General features: G+C 57.0%; 22 protein-coding genes and 1 pseudogene. 18 read left to right on the top strand and 5 right to left on the bottom strand.

Annotation, left to right across the window (positions count from 1 at the left end; all coding sequences use genetic code 11):
• Positions 1 to 140 precede the first annotated feature (140 nt).
• Positions 141 to 1,043: an RNA polymerase sigma-70 factor gene (locus JMF82_RS09970; protein WP_236585393.1), complete on the bottom strand. Its 903-nt coding sequence runs from the start codon at positions 1,041 to 1,043 to the stop codon at positions 141 to 143.
• Between the two features lie 436 nt (positions 1,044 to 1,479).
• Between JMF82_RS09970 and JMF82_RS09965 the strand changes: the two genes are divergently transcribed.
• The 7 genes from JMF82_RS09965 to JMF82_RS09930 all read left to right on the top strand — a co-directional run bounded on the left by JMF82_RS09965 (position 1,480) and on the right by JMF82_RS09930 (position 10,030).
• Complete coding sequence (locus JMF82_RS09965) at positions 1,480 to 2,370, top strand: hypothetical protein (RefSeq protein ID WP_201314373.1); 891 nt, start codon at positions 1,480 to 1,482, stop codon at positions 2,368 to 2,370.
• 217 nt (positions 2,371 to 2,587) lie between these two features.
• On the top strand, positions 2,588 to 2,854 hold the full coding sequence (locus tag JMF82_RS09960; protein ID WP_201314372.1) for a hypothetical protein: 267 nt from the start codon (positions 2,588 to 2,590) through the stop codon (positions 2,852 to 2,854).
• A gap of 491 nt (positions 2,855 to 3,345) precedes the next feature.
• A complete protein-coding gene (locus JMF82_RS09950) occupies positions 3,346 to 4,263 on the top strand; it encodes a bifunctional helix-turn-helix transcriptional regulator/GNAT family N-acetyltransferase (RefSeq protein ID WP_201314371.1) in 918 nt (305 codons plus the stop codon).
• Positions 4,264 to 4,470: 207 nt separating this feature from the next.
• Positions 4,471 to 5,685, top strand: a complete 1,215-nt coding sequence (locus tag JMF82_RS09945; protein ID WP_201314370.1) for a site-specific integrase — start codon at positions 4,471 to 4,473, stop codon at positions 5,683 to 5,685.
• A 19-nt stretch (positions 5,686 to 5,704) separates the two neighbouring features.
• Positions 5,705 to 7,234: a tyrosine-type recombinase/integrase gene (locus JMF82_RS09940; RefSeq protein ID WP_201314369.1), complete on the top strand. Its 1,530-nt coding sequence runs from the start codon at positions 5,705 to 5,707 to the stop codon at positions 7,232 to 7,234.
• Entirely contained in the window at positions 7,227 to 9,548 is a 2,322-nt protein-coding gene (locus JMF82_RS09935) for a hypothetical protein (protein ID WP_236585392.1), read from the top strand. Before JMF82_RS09940 ends, JMF82_RS09935 begins: the two co-directional genes overlap by 8 nt.
• Positions 9,549 to 9,598: 50 nt before the next feature.
• The gene (locus JMF82_RS09930; RefSeq protein ID WP_201314368.1) at positions 9,599 to 10,030 is read left to right on the top strand and encodes a hypothetical protein; all 432 of its coding nucleotides are present in this window, start codon (positions 9,599 to 9,601) and stop codon (positions 10,028 to 10,030) included.
• Positions 10,031 to 10,060: 30 nt separating this feature from the next.
• Here the strand turns inward: JMF82_RS09930 and JMF82_RS09925 are convergent, their stop codons facing one another.
• Positions 10,061 to 10,372 (bottom strand): hypothetical protein, encoded by a 312-nt coding sequence (locus JMF82_RS09925; RefSeq protein WP_236585391.1) that lies wholly within the window; start codon positions 10,370 to 10,372, stop codon positions 10,061 to 10,063.
• 3 nt (positions 10,373 to 10,375) lie between these two features.
• Positions 10,376 to 10,768: a hypothetical protein gene (locus JMF82_RS09920; protein ID WP_307837966.1), complete on the bottom strand. Its 393-nt coding sequence runs from the start codon at positions 10,766 to 10,768 to the stop codon at positions 10,376 to 10,378.
• Positions 10,769 to 10,842: 74 nt separating this feature from the next.
• On the opposite strand from JMF82_RS09920, the gene JMF82_RS09915 reads away from it, so the two are divergent.
• The 8 genes from JMF82_RS09915 to JMF82_RS09885 all read left to right on the top strand — a co-directional run bounded on the left by JMF82_RS09915 (position 10,843) and on the right by JMF82_RS09885 (position 17,771).
• Complete coding sequence (locus JMF82_RS09915) at positions 10,843 to 11,169, top strand: helix-turn-helix transcriptional regulator (RefSeq protein ID WP_201314367.1); 327 nt, start codon at positions 10,843 to 10,845, stop codon at positions 11,167 to 11,169.
• Positions 11,170 to 11,651: 482 nt separating this feature from the next.
• Positions 11,652 to 12,212 (top strand): hypothetical protein, encoded by a 561-nt coding sequence (locus JMF82_RS09910; protein WP_201314366.1) that lies wholly within the window; start codon positions 11,652 to 11,654, stop codon positions 12,210 to 12,212.
• A 161-nt stretch (positions 12,213 to 12,373) separates the two neighbouring features.
• A complete protein-coding gene (locus JMF82_RS21985; protein ID WP_307837965.1) occupies positions 12,374 to 12,595 on the top strand; it encodes a DUF6538 domain-containing protein in 222 nt (73 codons plus the stop codon).
• Positions 12,596 to 12,759: 164 nt separating this feature from the next.
• Positions 12,760 to 13,926 (top strand): SIR2 family protein, encoded by a 1,167-nt coding sequence (locus tag JMF82_RS09905; protein WP_201314365.1) that lies wholly within the window; start codon positions 12,760 to 12,762, stop codon positions 13,924 to 13,926.
• A complete protein-coding gene (locus tag JMF82_RS09900; RefSeq protein ID WP_201314364.1) occupies positions 13,926 to 15,770 on the top strand; it encodes an ATP-binding protein in 1,845 nt (614 codons plus the stop codon). Before JMF82_RS09905 ends, JMF82_RS09900 begins: the two co-directional genes overlap by 1 nt.
• A 32-nt stretch (positions 15,771 to 15,802) precedes the next feature.
• Positions 15,803 to 16,330: a hypothetical protein gene (locus JMF82_RS09895; protein ID WP_201314363.1), complete on the top strand. Its 528-nt coding sequence runs from the start codon at positions 15,803 to 15,805 to the stop codon at positions 16,328 to 16,330.
• 71 nt (positions 16,331 to 16,401) lie between these two features.
• On the top strand, positions 16,402 to 17,055 hold the full coding sequence (locus JMF82_RS09890; protein ID WP_201314362.1) for a hypothetical protein: 654 nt from the start codon (positions 16,402 to 16,404) through the stop codon (positions 17,053 to 17,055).
• A 20-nt stretch (positions 17,056 to 17,075) separates the two neighbouring features.
• Positions 17,076 to 17,771: a hypothetical protein gene (locus JMF82_RS09885; protein WP_201314361.1), complete on the top strand. Its 696-nt coding sequence runs from the start codon at positions 17,076 to 17,078 to the stop codon at positions 17,769 to 17,771.
• A 462-nt stretch (positions 17,772 to 18,233) separates the two neighbouring features.
• Here the strand turns inward: JMF82_RS09885 and JMF82_RS09880 are convergent, their stop codons facing one another.
• The gene (locus JMF82_RS09880) at positions 18,234 to 18,491 is read right to left on the bottom strand and encodes a hypothetical protein (RefSeq protein WP_201314360.1); all 258 of its coding nucleotides are present in this window, start codon (positions 18,489 to 18,491) and stop codon (positions 18,234 to 18,236) included.
• A 232-nt stretch (positions 18,492 to 18,723) separates the two neighbouring features.
• Here JMF82_RS09880 and JMF82_RS09875 point away from each other — a divergent pair, with 232 nt between their 5' ends.
• The 3 genes and pseudogenes from JMF82_RS09875 to JMF82_RS22230 all read left to right on the top strand — a co-directional run.
• The gene (locus JMF82_RS09875; RefSeq protein ID WP_201314359.1) at positions 18,724 to 19,968 is read left to right on the top strand and encodes a hypothetical protein; all 1,245 of its coding nucleotides are present in this window, start codon (positions 18,724 to 18,726) and stop codon (positions 19,966 to 19,968) included.
• Between the two features lie 257 nt (positions 19,969 to 20,225).
• Positions 20,226 to 23,798 carry a DNA methyltransferase gene (locus JMF82_RS09870; protein ID WP_201314358.1) on the top strand — a complete coding sequence of 1,191 codons (3,573 nt, stop codon included), beginning with the start codon at positions 20,226 to 20,228 and terminating at the stop codon, positions 23,796 to 23,798.
• 237 nt (positions 23,799 to 24,035) lie between these two features.
• A pseudogene (locus tag JMF82_RS22230) lies at positions 24,036 to 24,221 on the top strand (hypothetical protein); the annotation flags it as partial.
• Between the two features lie 482 nt (positions 24,222 to 24,703).
• Here JMF82_RS22230 and sugE read toward each other — a convergent pair.
• On the bottom strand, positions 24,704 to 25,024 hold the full coding sequence (gene sugE / locus JMF82_RS09860; protein WP_201314356.1) for a quaternary ammonium compound efflux SMR transporter SugE: 321 nt from the start codon (positions 25,022 to 25,024) through the stop codon (positions 24,704 to 24,706).
• Positions 25,025 to 25,207 lie beyond the last annotated feature (183 nt).

Here is a 25,207-nt window from a genome sequence, read left to right as displayed (position 1 = left end):
GTCATTGGTTCTCGCTGATGCTCCTGGCGTTTCACGATGCGAACGCCATCCATCAGGACCAGGTCAACGCCAACCTCCTTGCTGTCATCCCAGGTCGATGCGCCGAATCCCATGGGACCGGCGCGAACCCGGCGATGTCCTCAGGGCTGCGTATACAGGCCGACACCCAGTCGGGCCGCGGTGGCGGCGAGCTTTTCCGGGTTGCGTTGGATGAGGCAGGAAAGGACCCGCTCGCCGTCCGTTTCGAACGACTGCACCGACTCCAACTGGTTGCCGATGTAGCGGAGGATGGCAAGCTCGCCATTGACCGTCGCCAGCTCGACGCCCAGGTCGCCCTTGAAGCGCAGGTTGGATGCATAGAACAGCTGCGCGATGCGCTGGCCGCCGAGCAGGGGCTTGGGAAAACTCAGCACGTGTCCGCCGCCATCGCCGATGAGCTGTGCCTGCTCGGCCAACAGCGACCTCATGAGCTTGAATTCACCCTTGGCCATGGCCTCCGCAAACCGCGTCACGATACGCACATGCGACTCGTGAGACACCGCATAGCGTGGCTGTTCTTCGCGCAGCTGCGCCTTGGCCCGGTGCACGATCTGGCGGACGGTGGCTTCGTTCTTCTCGATGATTTCGGCGATTTCGGGGTAACCGACATCGAAAGCCTCGCGCAGCACGAAGGCGGCACGCGCGTCCGGTGACAGCCGCTCAAGCAGTGAGAGCAGGGCGACTGAAAGTTCGCTCGATCGCTCCTGCAGCTGTTCCGGCGTGTCCGGCGCGTCGCCCAGGATGGGTTCGGGAAGCCACATGCCGACGTATTGCTCTCGGCGCGCCTTGAGAGCGCGCAAGCGATCAATCGACGCGCGCGTGGTGGCGGTGACCAGCCACGCCTCGACGTTGTGGATCACCGATTGCTCGGCGCCATGCCAGCGCAGCCAGACGTCCTGCACGACGTCTTCGGCGTCGGCCACGCAACCAAGCATGCTGTAAGCGATGCTCTGCAAACGGGCCCGCAGCCGATGGAAGACGGGATTCAAGTCATTCACGGCCATGGGGCGCCTGCACGTTCGAGAGATTGTGGCAAACCATCGTTGCGACGCTTCACGCGCGGCGGCTCGGGGCGTGACGCTCAGGATGAGGCCGCACGAGGCATCGGTGGACATGTCGATCTTAACCAACGGTTCGGTCTTTGCCATAGCCGTTACGGCGGAGGGCTCGCATGCCGATCGCGAGCGTCAACCCTGCCGGCTGCCGGGACAAACCATGCATTCCTTGACAGGGAAGGACGCGCGTTCGCACGATACATGTCGCCCAGTTCGCCGCTTGCAATGGTGCGCCCGGGGAAACACCATGGCGCCCTGCGCATGCCTACAGCCCGGGACCACGCCGGTCCACCATGGCCCGCGCATGCCACCGGTGCGCACGGAAACGCCGACGCCACACCCGTGGCGGGACGCGGAAGTTCGACCGCAAAGAGGAGAGGCCACCATGCGGCATATCCATCGCATCCTTTTGCAGACCACCATTCCCTATGCCGAGGATGACTGGCATATCGGCCGCTTCACGTTGCTCCGCGACCATCTTGCGGGCATGCGCGACGCCGAAGGCTTGCCGCTGTTCGAGGTGACCGCGCGCGACCGAGACCCGCTCGGCACGCCCGACAGCGTCCTGTCGACGCTGGACACGTCGCCATTCGACGAACTGTGGCTGTTCGCGGTGGATACCGGCGACGGACTCACGGAGGCCGATTGCCAGGCCGTGGGACGGTTCCGCCGGCGTGGCGGCGGCCTGCTGGTTGCGCGCGACCACATGGATCTGGGAAGCTCGGTCTGCACCCTGGGTGGCGTTGGGGCAGCGCATTTCTTCCATACGAAAAACCCCGACCCTGATCCGTCGCGCCATCAGGTCGACGACACGATCACCACCACCATTTCGTGGCCGAATTATCACTCGGGAGCCAACGGCGATTTCCAGCGCATCGAGCCGAACCTGCCGCTGCATCCCGTGTTGATCGATCCCGACGCGCCGGATGGCGCCATTCGATTCCTGCCATCGCATCCGCATGAGGGTGCCGTGGGCAAGCCCGGGCACGATGCGTCGGCACGGGTGATCGCCACCGGCCATAGCAAGCTGAGTGGACGATCATTCAATCTCGCGGTGGCTTTCGAACCTTCGCCGGAAGCGGGCCCCGCAATGGCCGTCTCGACGTTCCACCACTTCGCCGATTACAACTGGGATCCATCGCAAGGATGCCCCAGCTTCGTCAGCGAAACTCCTGGCGATGGACTTGCCCGGTCGCCCGAGGCACGACGCTCGATACGTCGCTACGCCGCCAATCTGGCCCTGTGGCTGGCGGGGCGCCCCGTCACGACGCCCTGAATAGCCACATCAAGAACCCGCACGCCTGCGCGAAGTCGAGAGTTTGCCAGGCTTGCATCAAGCGAAGAACGTCACGCAGGAGAACCGCATGTGGTCAATCCAGGCGTGGGCCCATGCGCTAGACCGCTCGACATCCCTCGCCATGCGCAAATCGACCAGCAATAGCGATCCGGCGCGCTGATGCTTCCCTTCAACGTCCATCCTTGAAAGGCAGGCCATGAGCACATCATTCGCCAAAGACATTGCACCGCTGTTCACCGATCGCGATGTGCATTGCATGGGTGGTGCGGGCGTGCATCTCCGTGAATACGACTATATGGCCAACCCCGAAGGTGACGCCGTGTTTCCAGACTATGCCAACGCCCACCATGTACTGGCTCGCCTGAAAGGCACCGAAACCCCGCGCATGCCGCCAAGTGGCGCTCCCTGGAACGGCGACCAGATCGCGCTGTTCGAGTCGTGGATGAGCGCATGGCTGCCGTGAGGAGATGACGCAGGTCTCGCGTCGCCTTCTGCCGCAGCCTGCGCCATCACGCGTGAAACGCCCACCGCATCAGCCACGTGCTTTCTCGTGCTTGTCATCGATGAGCGAGAGGCACCGGGCAGGGCGGTACACGCTTGGTCATGCCGTTCGACGAAGCCGGCAATGGCCAGTTCGGTACCTACTTCATAGGCCATGCCCGCTCGCCGACGCGTATGGAGCGCATGCTGGCCAACATGTTCGCCGGGCCCACGACCGCATCCTGGACTTCAGCAGGGTGGGCACAGGCACCCTGTTCTTCGTCCCCTCGGCAATCTTTCTTGATGGCGTGGATCGGGCCGTGCCATGCCCCGGCTTTTCCGGCAGTCCGAGTCTGCACCTGTGGACGGATCACCGGCCCGATCTTCCATTCACCGCGGCCAGCGGGCTATTTACATGGTTGCCTCAGGCAATTATAAATTTGCCTAAGGCAACTAAAAGAGCAGGGCGCGGCCATGACGTTACTGGAAGATCACGCAGAAAAAGTTCGCCAATTCAATCGCTTCTACACAAGACTTATCGGCGCACTTCAAGAGCGGCTACTGGAAAGCGAGTACTCGCTTACCGAGGTGCGCATCCTCTACGAGCTGGCCCAACAGCCCGCGCTTACCAGCGCGGACCTGTGTCGCATGCTCGACCTCAACGCCGGCTATGTCAGCAGGGTGATCGGCGGCTTTGAGAAAAAAGGCCTGCTGACCAAGAACCGCTCGGCCGGAGATGCACGCGCGGCGCAGCTGAAGCTCACCGACAAGGGCCGGCGGACATTCCAGCCGCTCAATGACGCATCCCGCGAAGAAGTCATGGCCATGCTTCGGCCGTTGTCCGGGCCACAACAGGAGCGACTGGTCCAGGCCATGGGGCAGATACAGGGCCTTTTGGGCGAACCGGAATCCACCAGCTATCTGCTTCGCGATCCGCAGCCCGGCGACATGGGCTGGATCGTCCATCGCCAGGGGCTGCTTTATTTCCAGGAGTACGGCTGGAACGCCGATTTCGAGGCCCTGGTTGCGGAGATCGTCGCGAAATTCGTCCAGGCGTTCGATCCACGCTCCGATCGGTGCTGGATCGCCGAAAAGGACAACCAGGTCGTCGGCTCGATATTCGTCGTCCGCCAGGACGAGGCCACCGCGAAACTGCGCCTCTTGTATGTAGACGCCAACGCACGCGGCCTGGGCATCGGCCACCGACTGGTCGACGAATGCCTGCGCTTCGCGAGACAAGCCGGCTACAAGAAAATGATGCTCTGGACCAACAGCGTCCTGGCCGACGCCCGCCGCATCTATGAAAAGGCCGGCTTCCAACTCGTCAAAGAAGAAGCCCACCACAGCTTCGGCAAGGACCTGGTTGGTCAGACATGGTCGCTGGACCTGTGATGGCTGGCCTGGGCTGATTGAGTCGCAGAGGGGACCCAGGCGGCGAGCCACTTTTACCGGCTGGACGGCATATCCATAATTTTACATAATATACATTATGCGAATGGCTGGTAATTTTGGTCCTGTTGCGTCAAAGGCTTAGCACTTGGCAAATGACCAGAATCAGATCTAAGTTTGTGGTCATTACCCTTGTTGCGCCGGTGGCGAATGTTCAAGCGGTTGTCCATGGAAGGCCTGCCGAATCGGCTGCGGGGTCCGCTGCTGGTCGATGACCAAGGCATTCCTCGGTACTGGGCCACGGTCTGGGGAATCCTGACGCTTAACGACGCGGCGCCTTCAACTCAGGAAAAGCGCCTGCGTCATGTCGACGATCTCTATCGGCATGCAGACCGAGTATTTGGTCACGGCTCGCTGGATGCGTCTCTAGGATCTCTGAGCCAGGATCGGTTCTCCGAAATCCTGGAAACTTGGTTCATTAGCATCGCAAATCAGCCCATAACATCCGGGTCGGATGAGTTGCGCTGGCAGACAGGCTTCGGCTTTGTAAGCTTCATCGTTGCGTGGCAAGTGAAGTCCGCCTCCAACATCAAGGCGCTTAGCGATGTGCACGCCGCTACGCGACGTTTATCGCACCTATACAAGCAACTCCGAATTCAAAAGCCAAGACAAGCGACTGCGGTCAGGTCGCTGCCAGGTGGCGTTGTCGAAGGCCTCTACCAAGTACTAGATCCCGCGTCCCCCAACAACCCTTTTAAGCGAGAGCGTACTAAGTGGCTCGTATACCTGAGCTTCTTGCTAATGCTGCATCAGGGGCTAAGGCGGGGTGAAATCCTTCTCCTTCCTGTGGATGCCGTCAAAACCGACTTTGATGCCAGGCGTCAAGAGCAGCGATTCTGGTTGAACGTTCGCTCCAATCCTTACGAAGACGAACATGACGATCCGCGCTACACGAAGCCCAGCATTAAGACTGAGCAATCGATCAGGCAGATTCCGGTGAGCTCCACCATGGCAGGCCTGGTCCAAACATACGCCGAAAACTACCGAGGCAGAACGAGCCATTCATTTCTTCTGAACTCCCAGAAGAATCTCCCGCTGTCCACAGAGTCGCTCACAAAGATCTTCGCGAAGGCCTCCAGCAGCCTCGCCACACCGTTGAAAAAAGAACTCAATGATCGGATCGGACGGGCGACCATAACTCCACATGACCTGCGCCATACATGCGCCGTCATTCGTTTGACTCAGTTGCTTGCACAAGGCGACTCGATGGACGAGGCAACTCAGAAACTTCGGGCGTTCTTCGGTTGGTCTCGAACATCGAGCATGCCCATGCGTTACGCACGCGCGGTTTTTGAAGACCGTCTTGAAGGTGTTTGGTCCAGCCAGTTTGACAGTCAAGTGTCAGTGTTACGGGCTATTTCCTAGGAAGTGCCGGAGATTGGAAATGCAGCAACCAGACTTGTTCGCAGCAGACAAGATTGATGATCACCTCAGTGCTGTCGCATCCAATCTGCCGCCCCTTCCTCAGCGAGTGGCCTACTTCGATGAATTTGAGGAAACTCAACGATCGGTAGCCAACATTGAGCGATCCGACAGCATTAGCGTGCACTACAACGGCAATGAACTTGTTGTGGATTTTCGAAAGTTTTCTAGCCCCCTCGCCCTGCTCCTCAAGCACTCCTTTGTCCGGCTCCTAAGTCGCGGATTCTCCCAGGGCACGGCGGCTAGCTACGTGAATCATGTCAGTCATCTCGCCGCCGGCGAAGCAGAGGAGCTAGTCCTGGCTGGCCCGCAATCAATTGCGCCGATTTGGTCTCGCCTCCTCGCTCGCGACTATTCCCGGCCGGTATATGGCGGTTTGAAGGCCCTCTTGCAGCTAATGTGCGAGTACGGCGTCTCAGGCTGGGCACCAAGCTACTCCGAATTTGCAAGCAAATCGCTCGCCACCCCGCCAACGGATAAGTACGCCAGCTTGCGGTCGGGAAAAGCGTTCCTTACGACGGATCAGGAGGCATCGATTATTGGACTAATCGATGATTCGGCAAGATCGGTATTGAAGGATCCAACTACCTGGCAATACCGTTCGTTGGCAGATATCGCCATGGTCGTCTGTGCTTTTCAGTTTGGTCTTCGCCCGGTGCAAATTGCCCGTCTGAGAGTGCGCGACGTCAAGCACCGGACAGTATCGGACGGAACGTCATCGGCTGTGCACTTGTCCTTTCCTATGGTGAAACAGAGATCCGGTGCGAATACTCCGCCGCTTGTAAGGAGGGTCAAGCCAGAATGGAATGTCCTGTTCGCGGAGCTCTACGCACGATCAATCGCAGGGAACGTATCGTTGGATACACGGCTATTTGCTGTTCATTCAAACACGGAAGCCGGCCAAAGGATCGCGGCAGTTCTACGGGAACTGCTCGACGACGATGACATTGGAGCCACTCACCTTCGTCACTCAGCAGCTCAGCGCATGGTTGATGCGGGTGCCAACCACGAAGAACTCGCCGCATTCCTGGGTCATTCCGATATCAGTACGTCCCTCGTCTACTTCCAGACATCCGAAACGCAGGCCGAGCGAATTAATCGAGCCCTCGGTCTTTCTCCGACGTACGTACGTGTCGCCGGCATTGCCGAAGACCGATTTATTAGTGCTGCCGAGCTCGCATCCTTAAAAGGCGACCAGCAGGTGGCCGGCATCCCCCATGGCATACCGATTGCTGGCATTGGAGGGTGTTCATCCGGTCAGCCGGCCTGCCCCTACAACCCAGTCCTGTCTTGCTATACGTGCCGGCGGTTCATGCCCTTGAAGGAATCCGCAGTCCACAAAGAAGTGCTCAGTGGATTGCGGGATACGGTGAACTTGTTTCGAGAGGCTTCGCACGCCGAAGCATCTTCGCCCGCATATCTCCAGTTGCAGCGAACCATTGGTGGCGTTCAAGACGTGATAGCAATCATTGAGGGTGGCCCGCATGAATAAGGGCTTCGAGATCTTTGTAAAGCTCGGCCAAGGCCTCATTCAAGACCGTGGTCTGAAATGGGAGATTGAGTTAGACAGCAACGGCAAGGCAAGTAAAGGGCAAGCCTGGAACCTGAGCGCCATGGTTGGCGCTGTAGCAGGGCCCGTTCACTATTTGAGCAATCTTGGCGCGGACTTGGAAATCCGAAACGCCCTCCAGGAGGAGCTGCCGGCTAGCCCTGCAGAACAATTGCATGGGGGCGCGCTATCGTCGAATTGGCAAGATCTCATCAAGGCAACGGTCGCCGAGCAACTCTTTGTAAGAAAGAACTCAACCGGACACGTGATCAACTCGATCATACGGCCGCTACGTGTTCTCGCGACTGCCGCGGATGGCACAGAGCCTTGGCAGATTATCGCTGACCAAGTGGCTGCAGCAGTAAGAGCCGCCAAAAGGGTCCAAGAGTGCGGGAAGTTGGGCGATCTGGTCGCCGGGCTGGTCAAGACTGTCTTGGACCAGCATCACCTCACTGATACCGGTCCACTCTATCCGACGATCGCCACCCTACGCCTAGGTCAGTCCAATGACCGCCGGGCCAAGTATCTGAAGTCAACGGACGCGATTCGCGACAGCCTTGAGCAAAGAAAGCGCTCGGAAAAGCTGCCTTCGAAAAGGGCGTTTTGGGAGCTGATTCGAATTGTGATGACCGAGAAGCCGCTCACCTTCATGGATGAGTTACGTTTTGCCGCACTCAGACTTTTGATTGTCACCGGGTTTCGTATTGGCGAGGCCACCCTACTCCCCGCGGAGTGGCAAATTGAGAAAAAGCACCTCACACCTTTAGGGAAAAGTGCCTCAAATTTTGGTGGCATCGGGCGATCCACAATGATCCGGCACTTTGCAGAGAAGCAGAATTTGGATGGCGGAGCGTCCCTGACGCTATGCGAGACCACAACTTATGTGCCCCGCATGTTCGAGCAATTCTTAATCGAAACGCTGGAGCGCGTCGCGCAGCTCACTTCGCCTCTCCGAAGAACGCTGCGCAGCCAAGTTGAAACGGGACGACTGCTCCCGTGGTATGAACCAAGCGACTTGGTTCCGATGCTTCATCTGTATCCCCATCTGTCCGGCAGCCCGTTTTGGACCGAGTTCAGCGACGTGGAGCGGGAACATTGGAAATCCGCGTGTCGAAGCGATCCTACGGGCAGCGAGTTTGATCGGCTCTTCCACTCGCAGATCAAGGACTACCGCAACGGAAACCGTGAAATATCCGGATCGGCATACGTTTACTTCAACCGGATGAAGAAGACGGGCGCAAAGAACTGCAGTCTCTCCATACGGCATGCCAATGGAGCCGCACTATCCGAGCAAGAGCGTCTTAAGTGGCATGCCGCTTTCATTCGAGTTGATGAACTCGAAGAGTACTTGCGCCTGAGCAAACAGACAAAGCTCACTGATGTCGAACCCTTGAGGCTTGAGGGTGGCCTGCTTCAGACTTGGGAGCTCATGTTCATTCATCCCAAGCGTTCACTTGCAGAAGAGCGATCCGATGGAATCTGCGATTTGACGCGATACTTTGCCGTCAATAGGCCGGGGCCGGAATTCCTCAACATCGCTCTAGGAGAAATCGAGCAATCCGAATCGATCTTTCAGCGGTATGGAATGACAGAGGAAGACAAGGCACTGGTCTTGCGATCTCACATGCTCCGACATTTCCAGAACAACGAACTATTCCGACTTGGCGTTGCGGACACGATCATAACTAAACGATTTAACCGAAAGAGTATTGCCCAAAGCTACGAGTATGATCATCGGACCCTAGCCGAGGACCTGGATGCTATCGAGATCCCGGAGGATGTGGAATTCGCCCTGGGCGAGAAGACCGCTACCGTATACAAAATGATCAAGGCGGACAGAGCGACTGGGCCCATTGTCGATGAATTTCGTCGAATTCAGGACGACGAAGGCGACGACGCAGCTTTTACTTTTCTTCGGGCCGAGGCGGATGGTTTTCACGCAACCCCCTATGGAATGTGCGTCTCTAGCTTCACGGTGAGCCCCTGCCCTAAGCATCTTCAGTGTTTCGACGGATGCAGGCACCTGACGAGCAGCCCCAATCCAGTAGCCAGGACCAACCTGAAAAAGCTCGAGATAAAGCTGGTGGCCGCGGTAGAAGAGATTGAGTCTCGGGAGTCCACGAGCTTGGGGAGACAGAATCAACTTGACCATGCTCATCGCACATTAGATGGAGTTCGCGCTCTGTTGCTTACCGAGCCAGGGCGGGCCCCTTTTCCGGATGGAAAGGATTTCTCTTCCAGTAAAAGCGGTATATAGCCATGGCACGAGAGAAAGTAGACGGACCTGGGGAGGGTGACCTCGGGGAGATGGCGAGGATTCTCGACGCCATGCTAGAGGCTGGCGTGGAGATAAGTGCCAGGGAACTGGCGAGACGCCATCCAACCATAAGGTCGGCGAGCTCTTTTACCCGAATAGCACCGCGCAGAGCGATTTTGGAAAGATATCGCCTAGATCAGCAGCGCATCCAGCGCGTGGCAGCTAACGCGAACAAGCAGTCTCGTGGTTCGTTAGCGAAGCAGCTCGCAGAGAAGGAGATCAAGCTGACCGAGCTTCAGCGCCAGGTGGATCTACTGCAGGCCTCGCACGTCGCGATGCTCCGGGCGCTTGGCGAAATGGGTGGGTTCGGGGCCTGGTCGAAGTTCTTTGAAAGATCTGAGCCACTCAGGAGGGCGCTTCTGGAAATGGGCGCCCTGCCCCATGCTGATGTTTTAGATATGCCCAGCGAGCCAAAGCGTTGAAATCAATTATCACGCCCGCGCCTGAAGAGACTAGATTTCGAGATAGGAGTCGCACTCGGAGATTAGCTGAACCACCCGAGGGTCGCTGGCGTCAGATCGTTTTGCGAGAATGGAACGGACCGCAGAGATTTGGTCGTTATTTGGAATGAGTTCGCTCGGGCACTCCCACATCCAGTCGATTAGGATGACCCGCAGATCCTCTACGGGTAGTGACGCCACCTCTCCCCGCGTGGGCACATACATTCCCACGCGATAGACAGGGCTGTCCCGCCCATGGCTGTCCCGTGCCGCTTCAAATGCGCTCTGTGGCATGCCAAAGCGATCATCGTCGTCATCTGCCATAAGCTACTCCTCGTTGCGTAGATAGGTTTCACGTTTGGCGCGTAGCGCATCAGCGTATCTATCAATGAAGTCCGACATGGTGCCACGGAAGCGAAGCGCTTCATAAGGTAGTGAGACGCCAAGCTCTCTGGCTATAGATGTCGCGTACTGCATTTGCGCCGCAGTTGGCGGCTGCAGATCAGTGTCGAGACACGCCGCCAAGCTGTTGGCAAAGCAAACTGCAAGGCGCTCGCGGAAGCGGTCCATCCCCCCGTCGTAATGCGCCCGGTCATACTGAAGGGTCCACGCCTCGCGGATGACGTCATCTATCGGAATAGCGATAGGGTCATCTTCGTTGTTGAGCGATAGCCGCATGACCGTTTCCCAGGTTTCTGCCTGAAGGGCCTTGCGCCACATGCTACGAAATTCGTAGTATCGGACTCAAGGCAAAATTACGAATCTCGTAGTATCCGACTACGAGACTTGTTTGCATGCCCAGTAAAGCCGATGCCCGCCTGATCTTCCAGCGGCGGCTGAGAGAGGCAAGAGAGGTCCAGGGTCTTTCACAGAAGAGTCTGGGCATGGAGGCAGGAATCGACCCGTTTGTGGCCAGTACCCGCATCAACCGGTATGAGCAAGGCATCCATGAGCCAGACATGGCCACTATCCAGCGTCTAGCCAAGGCGCTCCAAGTCCCCCTGCCCTACCTGTTCGCCGCAGATGACAAGCTTGCGGCAATGATTTTGGCCTTCGATAAGCTTAGCTCGAGCGACAAGGATCGGTTTCTGCGAGAGCTAGCGAGCCGCAAGGGGAAGTGAAGTGTCCCGAGCAAATGTCAGCATAGACAGCCAGCTCTTGGAGACTGCCAAGGCATTGCTCCAAGACGGCGAAAGTCTCGACCAGTTTTTCGATGTATCCATCAGGCGGGCCGTCCGAAAACGTCAGGTTGATGCAGAATTTGTTGCCCGGGGCTTGGCCGCTGCAGAGCGAGCTCGACAAACGGGCCTCTATATCGAATCCGATCGGGTTATTGCAGACCTGGAGCAAATACTTCAGACGAGGGTAGACCGGTCATAGCAGCGGCGAATGGGCGCACAACGCGCCATGCTCGCACCGGCTCGCCAGAGGTCCACCCTCAGGTCGGCCGGCCTCTTGTTCTAGGTCTAAACCTGGGCCCAGGCCGATGGCTGTACCGGCCAAATCTCTACTTGCCGTGAAGGATCAGCGGCGGATAGGGTTTGTTGGCCTAGGGGCTGGATCGCCCATCCCGACCATTGCCGCATCAGCAGGGGAACTACGAATGGGTGAAGCGAAGAAGAGGCTCATACGCCAACGGGCCGACTTCCTTAGAGTGCTCGATCAATGGTCAGCAGAGCCGTCTGCCGGAGAAATGGAAGCACTGGCCGCGATCCAGTCACTTCCTGTCGTGCGGGTCGATAGAGTGCCGGCTGACCAGTTGGCCAAGATGCGTATGAAGGAGCGGCTCTGTCACGACAATTGCGCGTGGTATGAGGCGAACGATCCGGCCGGCGAGTGGAAAGCCGTTACGGGCTGGATCGTAGATGTTGCAACCGGCAATTTTGTACTGCATGCGGTCATCCGGTCGCCGGCCGGCGAATACGCCTGTATCACCCCGGTGCCGCACGTATCCGCACGTAGTTTTGACTTTATTCCGGATCCCTACATATTCACGACGCGCCGTGCTGACAACAGTTTTCTTCATGTGAGAAATGGTCACGTCTTCGGGACCGGTGTTCGCCCAAATCCCGCCAAGACCATCGCTGATGTCAAAATTGCGAGAGCCAAAATCGAAGCCGGCCATGATCCGGTCGAGGTGCTGCGAAGCCTCAGTGGGACGTAAGTAACCCGTTGCAGGCCTTGAAAGCAAAGTGCCGGACGTCCGGGGCCTCGAGACGTGGGCTCGACTCCCGTCACCCCACCAATAACTCGTCATACCCTTTGTTTTAAAAGGGATATTTGGCGCCCCACTTACGCCCTTCGGGGTACTAATTGAGGTGCCAAATGCCGAAACCCCTTCTGTTGAACCGAAAAAGCGGACTTTATGTCCGCTTTTTTGTGCCCAGCGATTTGCGAGCTCGGGTCGGTTCAAAATACTTGATGCGAAGCCTTCAAGGTGTCCGGGCTGACGCAGCCCGATTGATAGCGGCTGCCCTGGGCTATGCTCTATCCAAAGCATTTGAACGGTTGAGGATGGACGCCATGACCGAGCCAAGGGGCTGCTAGACCTCGCTCTAGCGGGGTGAAGACCGGCGAGGTTTACGACATTGAGCTGCCGAAGCAAGGCGTGTTCACCCTACTAGCAAAGGGCGAGCGGCATCACGACTTTGATATTCGCCAACCATTCTTGACCGAACTTTCAAGGCTATCGCTAAAGACAAGGGAGATGTATGGCCGCCATCAATAGTGACCTGCTTGAACAGGTTGACCAACTGCTTAGCCGGCCCAATCAGGTCTGGCTGACCGGCGCAGGCATCAGCAAAGACGCGGGCCTCCCTCTAATGGGAAGACTAACCACTCGTGTTCTTCAAGAATCCGCAGGCAAGCTTTATGAGCAGATCCTGAAAGATTTGCTCGATGAGCTCCCAGAGAATGCCCATATCGAGCACGTGCTTAGTCAACTCGGTGACTACACCACACTGGCCGACCGTAGTCGAAGCAAAGAGGTCATCATCAAGGGCAAGACCTACAACATTCCCACACTTGAAGATGCTCATAACCAGATTGCAGTGAGTATCGCCAACGTCATTCGATGGGGTGACAAAGAGGATGGTGCCGACAAGTGGACCACTGGCACGCGCGACAAGCCAGTCGTGTCTATCGACCAACATCTTCGCTTCGTCAGAGCTCTTTTCGGAAGGCGTCAAGCTGGCTTATCTGAACGACGAAAGCCATTGCATATCTTTACAACCAATTACGACACCTTGATTGAAGACGCTCTTTCCCTGGCGCATCTTACTTATTGGGATGGCTTCTATGGAGGCGCGATTGCTTTCCGAGCTCATCGCTTTGGAAAACTTGCACCGGAAAGCGGGTACAGAGCAATAGTCGTCAAACTCCATGGGTCAATCGATTGGTTCCTAAGCGAAGACGGTTCCGTTCTTCGCGTAAGAGATTCAGATGCCTATCCACCAAATAAGGGAAGAGTTCTCATCTACCCTCAAGCAACAAAGTATGTTGCAACACAGCGCGATCCATTTGCCTCACAATTTTCACTCTTCCGGCAGGCGCTCGCCACGGGAGAAAACGTCTTAGCGATTTGCGGCTATAGCTTTGGCGATGACCATATCAATCAAGAGATTGAGCTAGCACTGTCATCCAAAGACAACAAGACAACTTTGGTTGCCTTTTGCCTCCAAGGAAATGGACTGCCATCCGCTGTTCAAAGCTGGCTTGCCTCAGACTGGGGAAAAAGAGTGTACGTCCTAACCGAGCGCGGTCTGTACGCAGGTAAGCAAGGCCCTCTTTTCCCACCCAAAGGCGGCGGAACACACAACTGGTGGAAGTTCGACGGCATGACGGCCTTCCTCGAAAGCGGCAAAGAAGGGGTTGAGTAATGGCTGCCTTTGACCTCATCAAGGACCTAAAAATAGGCCACATTGTAGAAGTGGCCGGGACGTCGGTTCGCATCGAACTTGATGGAGAGGTGACTGAACTAACGCGCACACATGATGGACGGGTGTATCCCATTGGCCAAATGGGGAGCGTCGTAAAGATTCACTTTGGTCGCCGAGTCGTATTTGGCTTTGTGACGCTTCTTCGAATGCGATCAGAGGAGCTTCTTGAGCAAGGTCAGACAATTTCACCCGAGGCAGACCAGAGAATCATGGAAGTTGAGTTGTTTGCCGAGGGAACCTGGCAGGCAAACAGGGAATCACTCAACTTCATACGCGGTGTAACTACCTTTCCACTGCCAAGACAAGGGGTTTATCTACTCACGAGAGAAGAATCGGTCGCCTTATATACGGCTGCCGAAGGTCAGGCGGTAGAGGGCCAAGCGGATGCACTGGTCCCCTTTGGAACCTACGTAGCAGCGGACTCCGCTCCATGCCGCGCGAACATCGACAAAATGTTCAGCATGCACTGCGCGGTGCTTGGCTCAACGGGCTCGGGCAAGTCGGGGGCTGTTGCCGCAATTTTGCACAGCGTGCTTGAGCACAAAGCAAAGGGTGACGACCTATGCCATCCAAGGGTAATTATCCTCGACCCTCATGCTGAATATGGAAAGGCTTTCGAAGGTCGTGCATTGGTATATCGCGCCTATGATCCTATCCGCCATGAGGAGGAGGCCGGAGAGTCAATACACCTACCTTATTGGCTGATGTCGGCAGATGAGTTCCGCATGCTTGTCATTGGCAAGACTGAGTTTGAGGCAACAAGCCAGCACAACATAATTTATAAAGCTCTCACCCACGCTCGTATGGTTGCCGCTGGCTTGGTGGACGAAGCCCCGCATGACCATGGCGCGAACGCGCCAGCGGATGGAAATGAACCAGATTTCCCGAGGCCGAAAGCCGGGATAGACCCTGACAGGCTGCAAGAATTTGATCCCGACAAACCAAGGCCTTTCTCGTTAGACGAGTTTGTCAATCATATTATTTACCTCCAGGGCGCGAAGACAGACAAGGGGAAGCTTAGCCCCGTCCCGCCCGGTGAATTTGCGAAGACCTTCAAATCCGTACTGGATAAGCTCTCTGTTCTCCGTCGAGATCCTCGCATCAAATTCATGATGAAGAGTTGGCAAGATGGTGACCCAACCCTCGATGTCATCATCTCCCAGTTTGTCGGCACCATTCCAAACCAGCCCAACCAAGACCTTCGAATCTTGAACATCTCGGGCCTTCCAAACGAAGTTGCCGGACCCTTAACAGCTTCACTTGCCCGACTCTTGTTTCAATACAAGGTCTATCAGACCGAAGATGAGCGTGCACGAGATCCCGTTCTCTTGGTCTGCGAAGAGGCGCATCGGTATGTACCTGACAGAGGCGAAGCCGAGTATGCCGCTGCGCAGAGTGCTGTTCGCCGCATTGCAAGAGAGGGTCGAAAATATGGCCTCGGCCTTATGCTGGTGAGCCAGCGACCTTCCGACGTTGAAAGCACCGTTATTTCACAGTGCGGCACCTGGCTTGTGCTTCGCCTGACCAATCAAATCGATCAGCAACATGTTTCGCGCTTCATGCCCGATGGCCTTTCCGGCATGACCAAAGCATTGCCAAACCTCGCACAACAGGAAGCAATTTTCGTTGGAGAAGGTGCCGCCTTGCCCGCACGTATTCGTATCCGGAATTTGACTGACGAGCAACGCCCTCGCTCTCACAGCGCAAAATTCGCTGAAGGCTGGACGTCTCCGCGACTTGACGAACAAAAGCTCAAAGAAATTGCTCAGCGCATGGCTGGTTAGGTGCCAATGACTGCCGAATAGAGGGATTTTCGATGGCATTGAGTGAAGGCAAACCGAAGGAATGGAAGACCTACGAAGAAGTAGCAGTCCACCTTCTCAATCAGTTCTCCTCACACTTTGGCGTAGGAAGGTTTGAAGGCAAGCAGGATGTCACTGGAAACATCAGCGGAACTCCATGGGAAATCGATGCCAAGGGTTGTACCGACGATGAAGGAACCTTTCTTATCGTCGAATGCAAACGCCATACCACCCGTGGAATTGAGCAGGAGGTAGCCGCTGGCCTGGCGTGGCGGATTCGAGACACCGGTGCAGATGGTGGAATCCTTGTAACGCCAATCGGCCTTCAGAAAGGTGCGGCAAAGGTAGCAGCAGCAACCAAAATTGTTGAGGTCAAGCTCGACAAGAACTCTACAACCACGAATTACGTTATTGAATTTCTTGGACAGCTCTGTGTCGGAAGGTCTGTTGAAGCAAAATTCAGCATAGGTGATCAACTGAAAGTCCAGATCATCGACAAGGATGGCAATGTCATCGAAGAGCATAGACCAGAAATAAATTAAGCACGGACATTGGGTTCAATATCACCTTATGCACAGTACATACGATTTGGTTTCGTAAGGAAATGAGCCACATGAGCACTCACATCATCGTCGTCCACATTGACGAGCTGTCATCAGAACCAGCTGAACAATTTACCGAAAGCATTGCTCAAGACGGCCTGGAGGTGCAAAGAATTTCACAGCCGGCTCCTGGGCCTTACGCGGGATTGCAGTGGCTTCTGCCGACCGCAGTGGTCCTTTACCTCGGGAAGTCCTACTTCGATGGCTTTCTCAAAGAGGCTGGTAAGGACCACTACAACCTATTGAAGAAGGCGACGGTCAAACTTACGAAAGAGTACATTGGCCCGGCAGCCAAGAAGGTCTTTGTGGTTTTTTCCGAGGGCAAGATTCGGCCTGGCGACCCGGAATACTCGCTGACCTACTCTGTAGTTGGAGAGCTAGGTGAACGCGTCGGTCAACGCGTCACCGCGAAACTACTTCTTGAGCCACATCTATCCAATGATGAAAGTGCCGCAGCAATTGCGGTCTTCTTGGACTTCCTGAAATCGTTTCATGATGGGGCGCTGGATGCCGATTTTGTCAGCGGACTCAAAGAAGCTCCCATGATGGGTGGAAAGCTTCTAGTTCACTTCAATCAGGAAGACCGAAAACTTGAGGTGGTAAACCCCATTCCCAGGGAAAGCAGCAAGAGCCTGCAAGACTCGACCAGCAAAGCAATCACCTGACGATATTGGATACAGACAAAATGAATGATGTTTTTCCAATCGTTGAGCCAGAGTCCGACAAGGTATACCGCCTCGTCGAAGCCGCTGCCAGCCTCGTTCCAGCAGGAACCACCTTACTTCAATTAATCATCACCCCACCGATCCAAAGGCGACTGGAGAAGTGGATAGACAAAGTGGAAGAGCGTCTACTGTTACTGCATCAAGCCGGACAAATAGACCTTGAAGAACTTTCCCAGCGCGAAGATTTTTCTGCCATTCTGCTTCGAACCATCCACATTGCCGCAGCAACAAGCCAGAAAGAACAACTCGAAATCCTGCAAAACTTCGCCCTCAATGTCGCGCTGAAGCCTGACGTATCAGAAGACGAGCTATGCATCATCCTCGACGTCATCAGCAACTACACGCCGTCCCATGTGAAAGTTTTGAAGTTTTATCACGACCCGCGTCCTTACGCGACCCGTATCGCTGAGATACGAAAGTACCCGACGGAAGAGCAATATGGGCAAGGACAAGAGCTGGCTCACGCCTTCGAACAAGGAACACCCTACTACTGGCAAAACGTCTTCTACTTGGTAGCCAACAAGAACGTCATCACCAACCATAAGACAGTGCTCAACGAGACTTCTCCAGATGTCTATGTCAATGGCAGGGGCACAGAAATTGGTAGGCGCGTCGTCGCCATGCTAGAAAACCCAGATGGAGCTAGTCATGGATAGCCGTCCAAGAAACAAAAGGCCCCTTGCTGCAGGGCTTTTTATTTTCAGCGAAGGGCATGGTTCTTTGGACATCCTAAGCAAGGTCGATAGTCACCCCAACGCCCCTGCCTCTCATCGCCAAGCAAGCAACCACACACATAGCATGTGTCACCCGCGCCCCTGCTCCAACGCCAAAGTCGAAAGCATTGATACGCCAAAGCTAAGGTTGTGACAGCAAGTCCAGTGAAAAAGATGTATCCCGGCATCTGCGATTCGACTGCCTGACCACCAAGACCGCCAGGCAGGCTGTCGATCGTGTTTAAAACCCAAGAAACCAGGGTACCTAGTAACAATGGCATAAGACACGGCAGCAGCATTCTTAGCTGCATCTTGGTGCTGTACGACATGGAATCTCTCCTCGGATGATGGTGACTAGCGGCATCTTCCGCCTCCCCCATCTCAGAACTTAGGATTCTTGACGCGTCAGCCACCCATTTCAGGGGGAAAGCCCATGGCCGCAATCCGAGCCGCTTTTAAATAATATTCGAGCTCTTCAGTAGCAGTCAGACGCTCCAATAAGAGCTTCATATCGAGTCTGTCACTGGATGATTCATGAGGTCCATTCTGACGCTCAAGCACCAAGACAGAGATGGCCAACGCCTTCTTGACCAAGTGGAGGTCACGTAACTCGATGTTTGCCATGACGGTAGCCCCGCAGGGAATCATGGGAAGGAAGGCCATCTTAGCTCCAAGCTTGCTTCAGAATCACAGCAATGCAACCTTTGGGCGGACTGACACCCGCCGCCTACGCCGAGCAGCTAAAGTAACCCCCGGACTCTAATTCGCTCCGCTACTGAAACCGGGGGGCGTCGCCACTACACCTGCCTCCCGCGCGTTGTGATGGTGAGCGCAGGGGGGGCTGGTTCGTCGACTGCATCGTCCTCGCTGAGGCATACGGATATCCGTTTACACCATGACCAGCCATCTGAATTTCTTCGTCCCCTTCCAGTCCGCAGCGGCGTGGCATGAGAATCAGCTCACGCGCGCGCTATTGGTCGTGCTCCGCTATAGCCCCATGGCGCATCAGGCATGGCTTCATTTCGTTTCAGCCGGATGCTCGCTGCAATCTTTGCCGCCGGCCGAGTTCGCAACGCAACGCCAGCGCGTCGTGACAGAGCAGGAACCCTTGCCGGATGGTGACGCTATCCCGGGAATCAGTGTCTGGTTGGCGCCTGATGCGAAGCAGGTCAATGCCACCTTTGAGGTATCTGATCGGCAGCAGGTGCTGGACGCAATTATCACCTACGGCAGCGAACTGGTTGTCGTCGTGGAAAACAAGATCAACTGGTGCGAACCGACTGAGCAGCCACACCGTATCAACCTGCACGGCGCACCGGTGAAATTTGAGGATCAACCTCGATCAGTGCGATGGCAAGATGTGCTGGCGATGCTCTCCGATCTTGTTGATCGCAACCTAGTTCACGGCGCCGAGCGCCTGGTGATCGGCGACTTCCTGGACTTTGTTGAGGAACATTTCCCCAATATCGGTCCCTACTCGACGATCAGCCGTTGCGGGAACAACCGCTTCCGGTTGGAGCGGCGCCTGGATGCTATCCAGGGGCTTGCGGTGGGCGGCGAGGAAGGCAAGGGTCTAGGCTGGCGCGACTTCAATTGCACGCCGAAAATCTTCATGGCTTGGCTGGGCTATCCGAGCGATACGGCTGTCGTGAGCCTTCGGATGTATCCGGCCGACACGCTCGGACAGGCACGAGCTCTTTTTTCGGACCCGGCATCAGTGCGAGACCTGATTGCGCTCAGGTCCCAAGGGTGGCGAGTCGAGTCCAACTTCCATTGGGGATTCATGGCCGGGGGATATGCGTGGGCAAGCTCGCCTTGCAGCATCGAGAAATATTGCGCGTACTGGGTGGAAAACATCAGGCAATCGCGTGAGCTGACACGATCAGAATGGGAGGGGTATCTGGCCACGCTTCAGGACGATCGCATCCTTGATGCATCGGGCAAGGAAGCTTTCGACAGGGAGTTCACCGCCAGTCAGCGCCAAAAGGCACACCCGCGGCCCGGCCTGTTTTGTGAATATACGTGGCCACTGCTCGAAGCGGCCGGACTTGATGCTCGCGGACTGTTCGTCAACGCAGTCAGGAGTCGAATAGATCAAATGCTCATCGCTCTCCGAGCTCCAACCCTGGGAACGGGATAGTCGCTGCCCTGTCAAATTCGCTGGATCGCGCCCTACCAACGCGGACGATTTCTGCGCCTGCGCGCATCGCCACTGTCACGGGTGAGCAATCCAAGACTTCGAGCCGACGCGTCCACTGCTCATCGCTCAGGATCGGGGGCCAAAGAGCACCTTCAAGTGAGGGGCTCGGCTGGATGACCGCGGCAAGTCGCCGACGCACCTACCCTGAAGCGAGGCTTTCCTTTAGGCTGGCCTTAAGGGAATCCAACGGAACCATTATGACCTCCATCCACAAGGACGCCAGCGACGACTTCATCGCCAAGTGGAGTGGCGTCGCCGCCTCGGAGCTGTCTACCGCGCAGAGTTTCGCTATGGACCTGTGCCACCTGCTCGGCGTGGAGCTGCCGCATCCAGATGCCGAGCAGCAGTACATGTTCGAGCGGCCGGTGACCTTTACTCACGGCGACGGCAGCAAATCGGCTGGGCGCATCGACCTCTACAAGCGCGGCTGCTTCGTGCTGGAGGCGAAGAAGCTCAAGGCGCCCACACACACCAAGGGCTTTGACGATGCCCTGCTGCGCGCGCGCAGTCAGGCCGAGCAGTACGCCCGCGCTCTGCCTGCCAGCGAGGGCCGCCCGCCGTTCCTAATCGTGCTGGACGTGGGCAACCGCATCGAGCTGTATTCGGAGTTCTCGCGCTCCGGCGCCACCTATACGCCGTTCCCCGATCCGCGCAGCCATCGCATCGCGCTTACCGACCTGCGCCACGAAGCTATCCTCAACCGCCTGCGAAAGGTGTGGACCGCTCCGCTCACGCTCGACCCCAGTCGCGAATCCGCTCGCGTCACCCGCGAGATCGCCGGCCGACTGGCCGCCCTCGCGCGAAGCCTGGAAGCAGCCGGCCATGCGCCCGAGAGAGTGGCCCAGTTCCTCATGCGCTGTCTGTTCACTATGTTTGCCGAAGACGTAAGGCTTCTGCCAGCCGACAGCTTCCGTGATCTGCTGCTTAAGTACGCCGATCAGCCCGACACCGCTATGCGCATGCTCGCCCAGCTGTGGCGTGACATGGACGGCGGCGGTTTTTCCGCCGCCATCGCAAGCGACGTGCTGCGCTTCAACGGCAAGCTGTTTAAGCAGCCAGACACACTACCCCTCACCCGTGAGCAGGTGGCCCTGCTGATCGAGGCGGCTAAGGCCAAGTGGGAGCATGTGGAGCCGGCCATCTTTGGTACCCTGCTGGAGCGTGCGCTTGATCCCGGAGAGCGGCACAAGCTCGGCGCCCACTACACGCCCCGTGCCTACGTCGAGCGGCTGGTGCTACCCACAGTGATCGAGCCGCTGCGCGAGGAGTGGAACGACGCACACGCAGCAGCGTTGATCAAGGCCGCGGAAACCAGTGAGCTTGAGCAGTCCATCGCTGAACTCCCTCCTCGGGCAAAGGAAGAGAAGAACCTCTCGCAGCGTATGCGAGAGACGCGGGCCGAGGCCATCAAGATCATCCAGGATTTTCACCACCGCCTCTGCACTGTGCGCGTGCTCGACCCAGCCTGCGGCAGCGGTAACTTTCTATATGTGACACTGGAGCACCTCAAGCGGCTCGAAGGTGAGGTGCTCAACGCACTCGACGAGCTGGGCTTTCGTCAGGCCGGTCTAGCCCTGGGTGGCGAACGCGCTGACACAATGGGTGGCGAAACTGTGGATCCTCACCAGTTGCTTGGCATCGAGCTCAACCCGCGCGCCGCAGCTATCGCCGAGGTAGTGCTGTGGATCGGCTATCTGCAGTGGCATTACCGCACCCACGGCGACGTGAACCCACCGCAGCCTGTGATCCGCGACTTTCGTAACATCGAGAATCGCGACGCCGTGCTGGCGTACGACCGCGTGGACTACGTGCTTGACGAGCGCGGCATGCCGATGAGTCGCTGGGACGGCGTAAGCATGAAGCCCTCGCCCGTTACCGGTGAGGCCGTGCCCGATGACAGCCGCCGCGTACCACTGGAGCTCTATGTGAACCCGCGGAAGGCCGCGTGGCCGCAAGCGGATTTTGTGGTCGGAAATCCACCGTTCATTGGGTCGAAGCGAATGCGTGATGCACTCGGTGACGGCTATGTAGATGCGATCCAGGCCGCGTGGCCGGAGATTCCACAAGCGACCGACTTTGTGATGCGCTGGTGGCATCACGCAGCCTTGCTTACTGCGCACGGAGGCCTTCAACGGTTCGGGCTTATTACCACTAACAGCCTTCGACAAGCATATGTCCGACGCGCCGTTGAGCCGCATCTCGATGGCGAGCCACCAATGTCACTGGCGTTCGCGGTACCTGACCACCCCTGGGTGGATAGCGAGGACGGCGCTGCTGTACGGATCGCCATCACAGTAGGGGCCAGGGGACGGCGCATCGGTCAGTTGCTCATTGTGACCGAGGAGCGGACCGAGGCTGAGGATGGAAATGACGATCTGGTCGTGACTATGGAGAGTCGCTTCGGACGCATCAATGCTGATCTTAGCGTTGGTGTTGATGTCACGCGCGCCGCATCGCTTCACGCCAATCAAGCTATTTGTTCGGTCGGCATGAAGACGATCGGAACTTCGTTCCAAATTGAAGGCGCCAGAGCTGTGGAACTGGGGCTTGGTACGTCGACAGGACTTGAAAAGCATATCAGACCGTACATCAACGGGCGCGACGTATCACAGACACCACGCGGCCTGTATGTGATCGACTTCTACGGAATGGAAGAGGATCAAGTGCGTGCGCATTTCCCTGCGCCCTATCAGCACCTTCTAGAGCGCGCAAAACCAGAGCGGGACTTGAACCGAAATGCGGTCTTCCGTGAGCGCTGGTGGATTATCGGCCATCCTCGACAGCAATTTAGAGTAGCTGTCGCAGGACTCGACCGCTACATCGTGACGCTTGAAACCTCCAAACATCGTTTTTTTTGCTTCCTTTCGACCGCAACGACACCCGACAGCTCGCTTGTCACTATTGCAGACGAAAGAGCCTCGACACTCGGCGTGCTGTCAAGCGAGGTCCATACAGTCTGGGCACTAACAACTGGCGGGAGGCTCGGGGTTGGGAATGATCCGCGCTACAACAAAACTCGTTGCTTCGAAACATTTCCGTTCCCATCATTCGAATCAGCGCACACGCATTTAGACGGCCTTGCCGAACAGCTCGACGCCCACCGCAAGCGTCAGCAGGCCGCCTACCCCGACCTCACCCTCACTGGCATGTACAACGTGCTAGAGAAACTGCGCCGCGGCCAGGCGCTGACCGCCAAGGAGCGCGTGATCCACGAGCATGGCCTCGTCTCGGTGCTGCGTCAGCTGCACGACGAGATCGACGCGGCCGTGCTTAGTGCCTACGGCTGGAGTGATCTGTTGGCACTGCTCCGCGTGGCTCACGGCAACGACGTGCCGGCCGAAGGCAGCAGCTGCGACGAGGCGAAGCGCGCCTTCGACGAAGCCATTCTTGAACGCCTGATCGCTCTCAACGCCGAGCGCGCCGCCGAAGAAGCCAGCAGCAAGGTGCGCTGGCTGCGCCCGGCATTCCAGAACCCCTCGGCACAGGTGGCGTCGGGACAGCGCGATCTGGATACCGCACTCGATGACGACAGCGCACCGATCACCGCCATCACTGGTAGCAAGCCGCTACAGTGGCCAAAGGACACTGTGGCCCAGGTTCGAGCCGTAGCCGACACCCTCGCCGCCAGCTCCGTCCCCCTTAGCGTGGACGATATCGCTACCCGCTTCACTGCCCGCGGCCCTTGGAAGAAACGCCTACCCCAGCTGCTCGATATGCTGGTTGCTTTGGGGCGTGCGCGAGCGAGCGACGATCGCTATAGCGGCACCTGACATCGACCAGTACCAGCCGCGATAGCGCTTCCTAATCGCTGGCCGCAATGTCAACCCGGACCAAGCACCGCTAACACGTTAATCGCAAGAAGCGCCGCTATTACGACTCCGACAACGACACGCAACACAGTGCTGCTTGAAATCGCGCAACAGCCCACTGATGTATTGCGCCACGACAGAACTGGTACGCAACGCTCGGCCATTCCAGGTGGCGCAACAGCTTTCTTGGCCAATTGCAATCCGAACTTGGCCGTGGTCTGCGACGCCGAGCAAATCATTTGCGCGACCCGCGACAAGGCAACTAATACGTTCAATTACATCTCTGGCGGAATCGAGTCGGCAGTGATCAAGAACACAGTCGTTGAAATTCTTGAAGGCACCGAGCCTGCCTTTAAGAATCGGAAGCGCAAGTACGGCCTTTAATGATGATGCTCTGGTACGCCAACCGAACTGCCAGAGTTTCGGCAGCGCGCTCTGTGCTGCGAATGGCAATGAGGCTGGCGCCGAAACCAGCCCCGGCATCGCGCCATCCTGGTGTGGCGATGATAGCGATTGGTCATCGTCATGCTATTCATGTGCATCTCCTGCGACGTGTCTATTGAGTGATGGCTTGACCCATCCTTGGGACATGAGGGGGCCGAGCTCGTCGAGCATTGCTCAGTGACCTGCCGCGATGAAGGCGCGGCGTCCGAATGAGCGGGCATCCACGAGATTCCGGCCTCCGGTGCTTCTGACTCTTCGGAGAAGTGGCTGCGAACCTCTGGCAGTCATTTCGGCAGGAGCACGTTGAAGAGGCTAATCTCAGATAAAGCATCCGCCTATCACGTTCTTCCGTTATGGGCTCACACTCGAGCGGCATTGCAGGCAATGCGCTGATGGGAAAACCGTCTCGCGAGGCAATTGGCTCAGTTTCCGGAGACGAGCTTGAGCCCGATGACCCCGGTCAGAATCAACGCTATGCAAAGCACTCTCATCGGCGCCATCGAATCGCCCAGGATAATGATTCCAAGAATGGCCGTGCCGGCGGCTCCGATGCCCGTCCAGACGGCGTACGCGGTACCCACCGGTAGCGTACGAAGCGCGTACGAAAGCAGAAACACGCTCAACAGACCGGTTATGACCGTCAGCGATGCCGGCCACAGCCGCGAGAATCCATCGGACCACTTCATGCAAAGTGCAAAGGCGATTTCGAAGACGCCGGCGATCGTGAGGAGTAGCCATGCCATAAATAAAGGTCTCTTCGTGGATTCGCCGGGCGCTAAGGCCCGACGAAGTTATCGGTGAGTCCTGGCAGGCCGAGCTGCCGCACAGTGTCCAGGCCGTTGGTTAAAGTGAGCGCGTCAGGTCTCAGGCCAAGCCAGTCCATGAACAACGTGCCAAAAAGGCAGGCGTTTCCGTCCCTAGCCATC

It is taken from the genome of Dyella sp. EPa41 (genome assembly GCF_016586165.1).
In the GTDB taxonomy this organism is placed as follows: Bacteria; Pseudomonadota; Gammaproteobacteria; order Xanthomonadales; family Rhodanobacteraceae; genus Dyella.
This window is presented reverse-complemented; position numbering and strand designations above follow the sequence as displayed.

What these genes read in the sequence shown, in the direction of transcription:
- JMF82_RS09970 (WP_236585393.1), bottom strand. Translation starts at nt 1,043, where the DNA reads ATGGCCGTGAATGACTTGAATCCCGTCTTCCATCGGCTGCGGGCCCGT.
- JMF82_RS09965 (WP_201314373.1), top strand. Translation starts at nt 1,480, where the DNA reads ATGCGGCATATCCATCGCATCCTTTTGCAGACCACCATTCCCTATGCC.
- JMF82_RS09960 (WP_201314372.1), top strand. Translation starts at nt 2,588, where the DNA reads ATGAGCACATCATTCGCCAAAGACATTGCACCGCTGTTCACCGATCGC.
- JMF82_RS09950 (WP_201314371.1), top strand. Translation starts at nt 3,346, where the DNA reads ATGACGTTACTGGAAGATCACGCAGAAAAAGTTCGCCAATTCAATCGC.
- JMF82_RS09945 (WP_201314370.1), top strand. Translation starts at nt 4,471, where the DNA reads ATGTTCAAGCGGTTGTCCATGGAAGGCCTGCCGAATCGGCTGCGGGGT.
- JMF82_RS09940 (WP_201314369.1), top strand. Translation starts at nt 5,705, where the DNA reads ATGCAGCAACCAGACTTGTTCGCAGCAGACAAGATTGATGATCACCTC.
- JMF82_RS09935 (WP_236585392.1), top strand. Translation starts at nt 7,227, where the DNA reads ATGAATAAGGGCTTCGAGATCTTTGTAAAGCTCGGCCAAGGCCTCATT.
- JMF82_RS09930 (WP_201314368.1), top strand. Translation starts at nt 9,599, where the DNA reads ATGGCGAGGATTCTCGACGCCATGCTAGAGGCTGGCGTGGAGATAAGT.
- JMF82_RS09925 (WP_236585391.1), bottom strand. Translation starts at nt 10,372, where the DNA reads ATGGCAGATGACGACGATGATCGCTTTGGCATGCCACAGAGCGCATTT.
- JMF82_RS09920 (WP_307837966.1), bottom strand. Translation starts at nt 10,768, where the DNA reads ATGTGGCGCAAGGCCCTTCAGGCAGAAACCTGGGAAACGGTCATGCGG.
- JMF82_RS09915 (WP_201314367.1), top strand. Translation starts at nt 10,843, where the DNA reads ATGCCCAGTAAAGCCGATGCCCGCCTGATCTTCCAGCGGCGGCTGAGA.
- JMF82_RS09910 (WP_201314366.1), top strand. Translation starts at nt 11,652, where the DNA reads ATGGGTGAAGCGAAGAAGAGGCTCATACGCCAACGGGCCGACTTCCTT.
- JMF82_RS21985 (WP_307837965.1), top strand. Translation starts at nt 12,374, where the DNA reads ATGCCGAAACCCCTTCTGTTGAACCGAAAAAGCGGACTTTATGTCCGC.
- JMF82_RS09905 (WP_201314365.1), top strand. Translation starts at nt 12,760, where the DNA reads ATGGCCGCCATCAATAGTGACCTGCTTGAACAGGTTGACCAACTGCTT.
- JMF82_RS09900 (WP_201314364.1), top strand. Translation starts at nt 13,926, where the DNA reads ATGGCTGCCTTTGACCTCATCAAGGACCTAAAAATAGGCCACATTGTA.
- JMF82_RS09895 (WP_201314363.1), top strand. Translation starts at nt 15,803, where the DNA reads ATGGCATTGAGTGAAGGCAAACCGAAGGAATGGAAGACCTACGAAGAA.
- JMF82_RS09890 (WP_201314362.1), top strand. Translation starts at nt 16,402, where the DNA reads ATGAGCACTCACATCATCGTCGTCCACATTGACGAGCTGTCATCAGAA.
- JMF82_RS09885 (WP_201314361.1), top strand. Translation starts at nt 17,076, where the DNA reads ATGAATGATGTTTTTCCAATCGTTGAGCCAGAGTCCGACAAGGTATAC.
- JMF82_RS09880 (WP_201314360.1), bottom strand. Translation starts at nt 18,491, where the DNA reads ATGGCCTTCCTTCCCATGATTCCCTGCGGGGCTACCGTCATGGCAAAC.
- JMF82_RS09875 (WP_201314359.1), top strand. Translation starts at nt 18,724, where the DNA reads ATGACCAGCCATCTGAATTTCTTCGTCCCCTTCCAGTCCGCAGCGGCG.
- JMF82_RS09870 (WP_201314358.1), top strand. Translation starts at nt 20,226, where the DNA reads ATGACCTCCATCCACAAGGACGCCAGCGACGACTTCATCGCCAAGTGG.
- sugE (WP_201314356.1), bottom strand. Translation starts at nt 25,024, where the DNA reads ATGGCATGGCTACTCCTCACGATCGCCGGCGTCTTCGAAATCGCCTTT.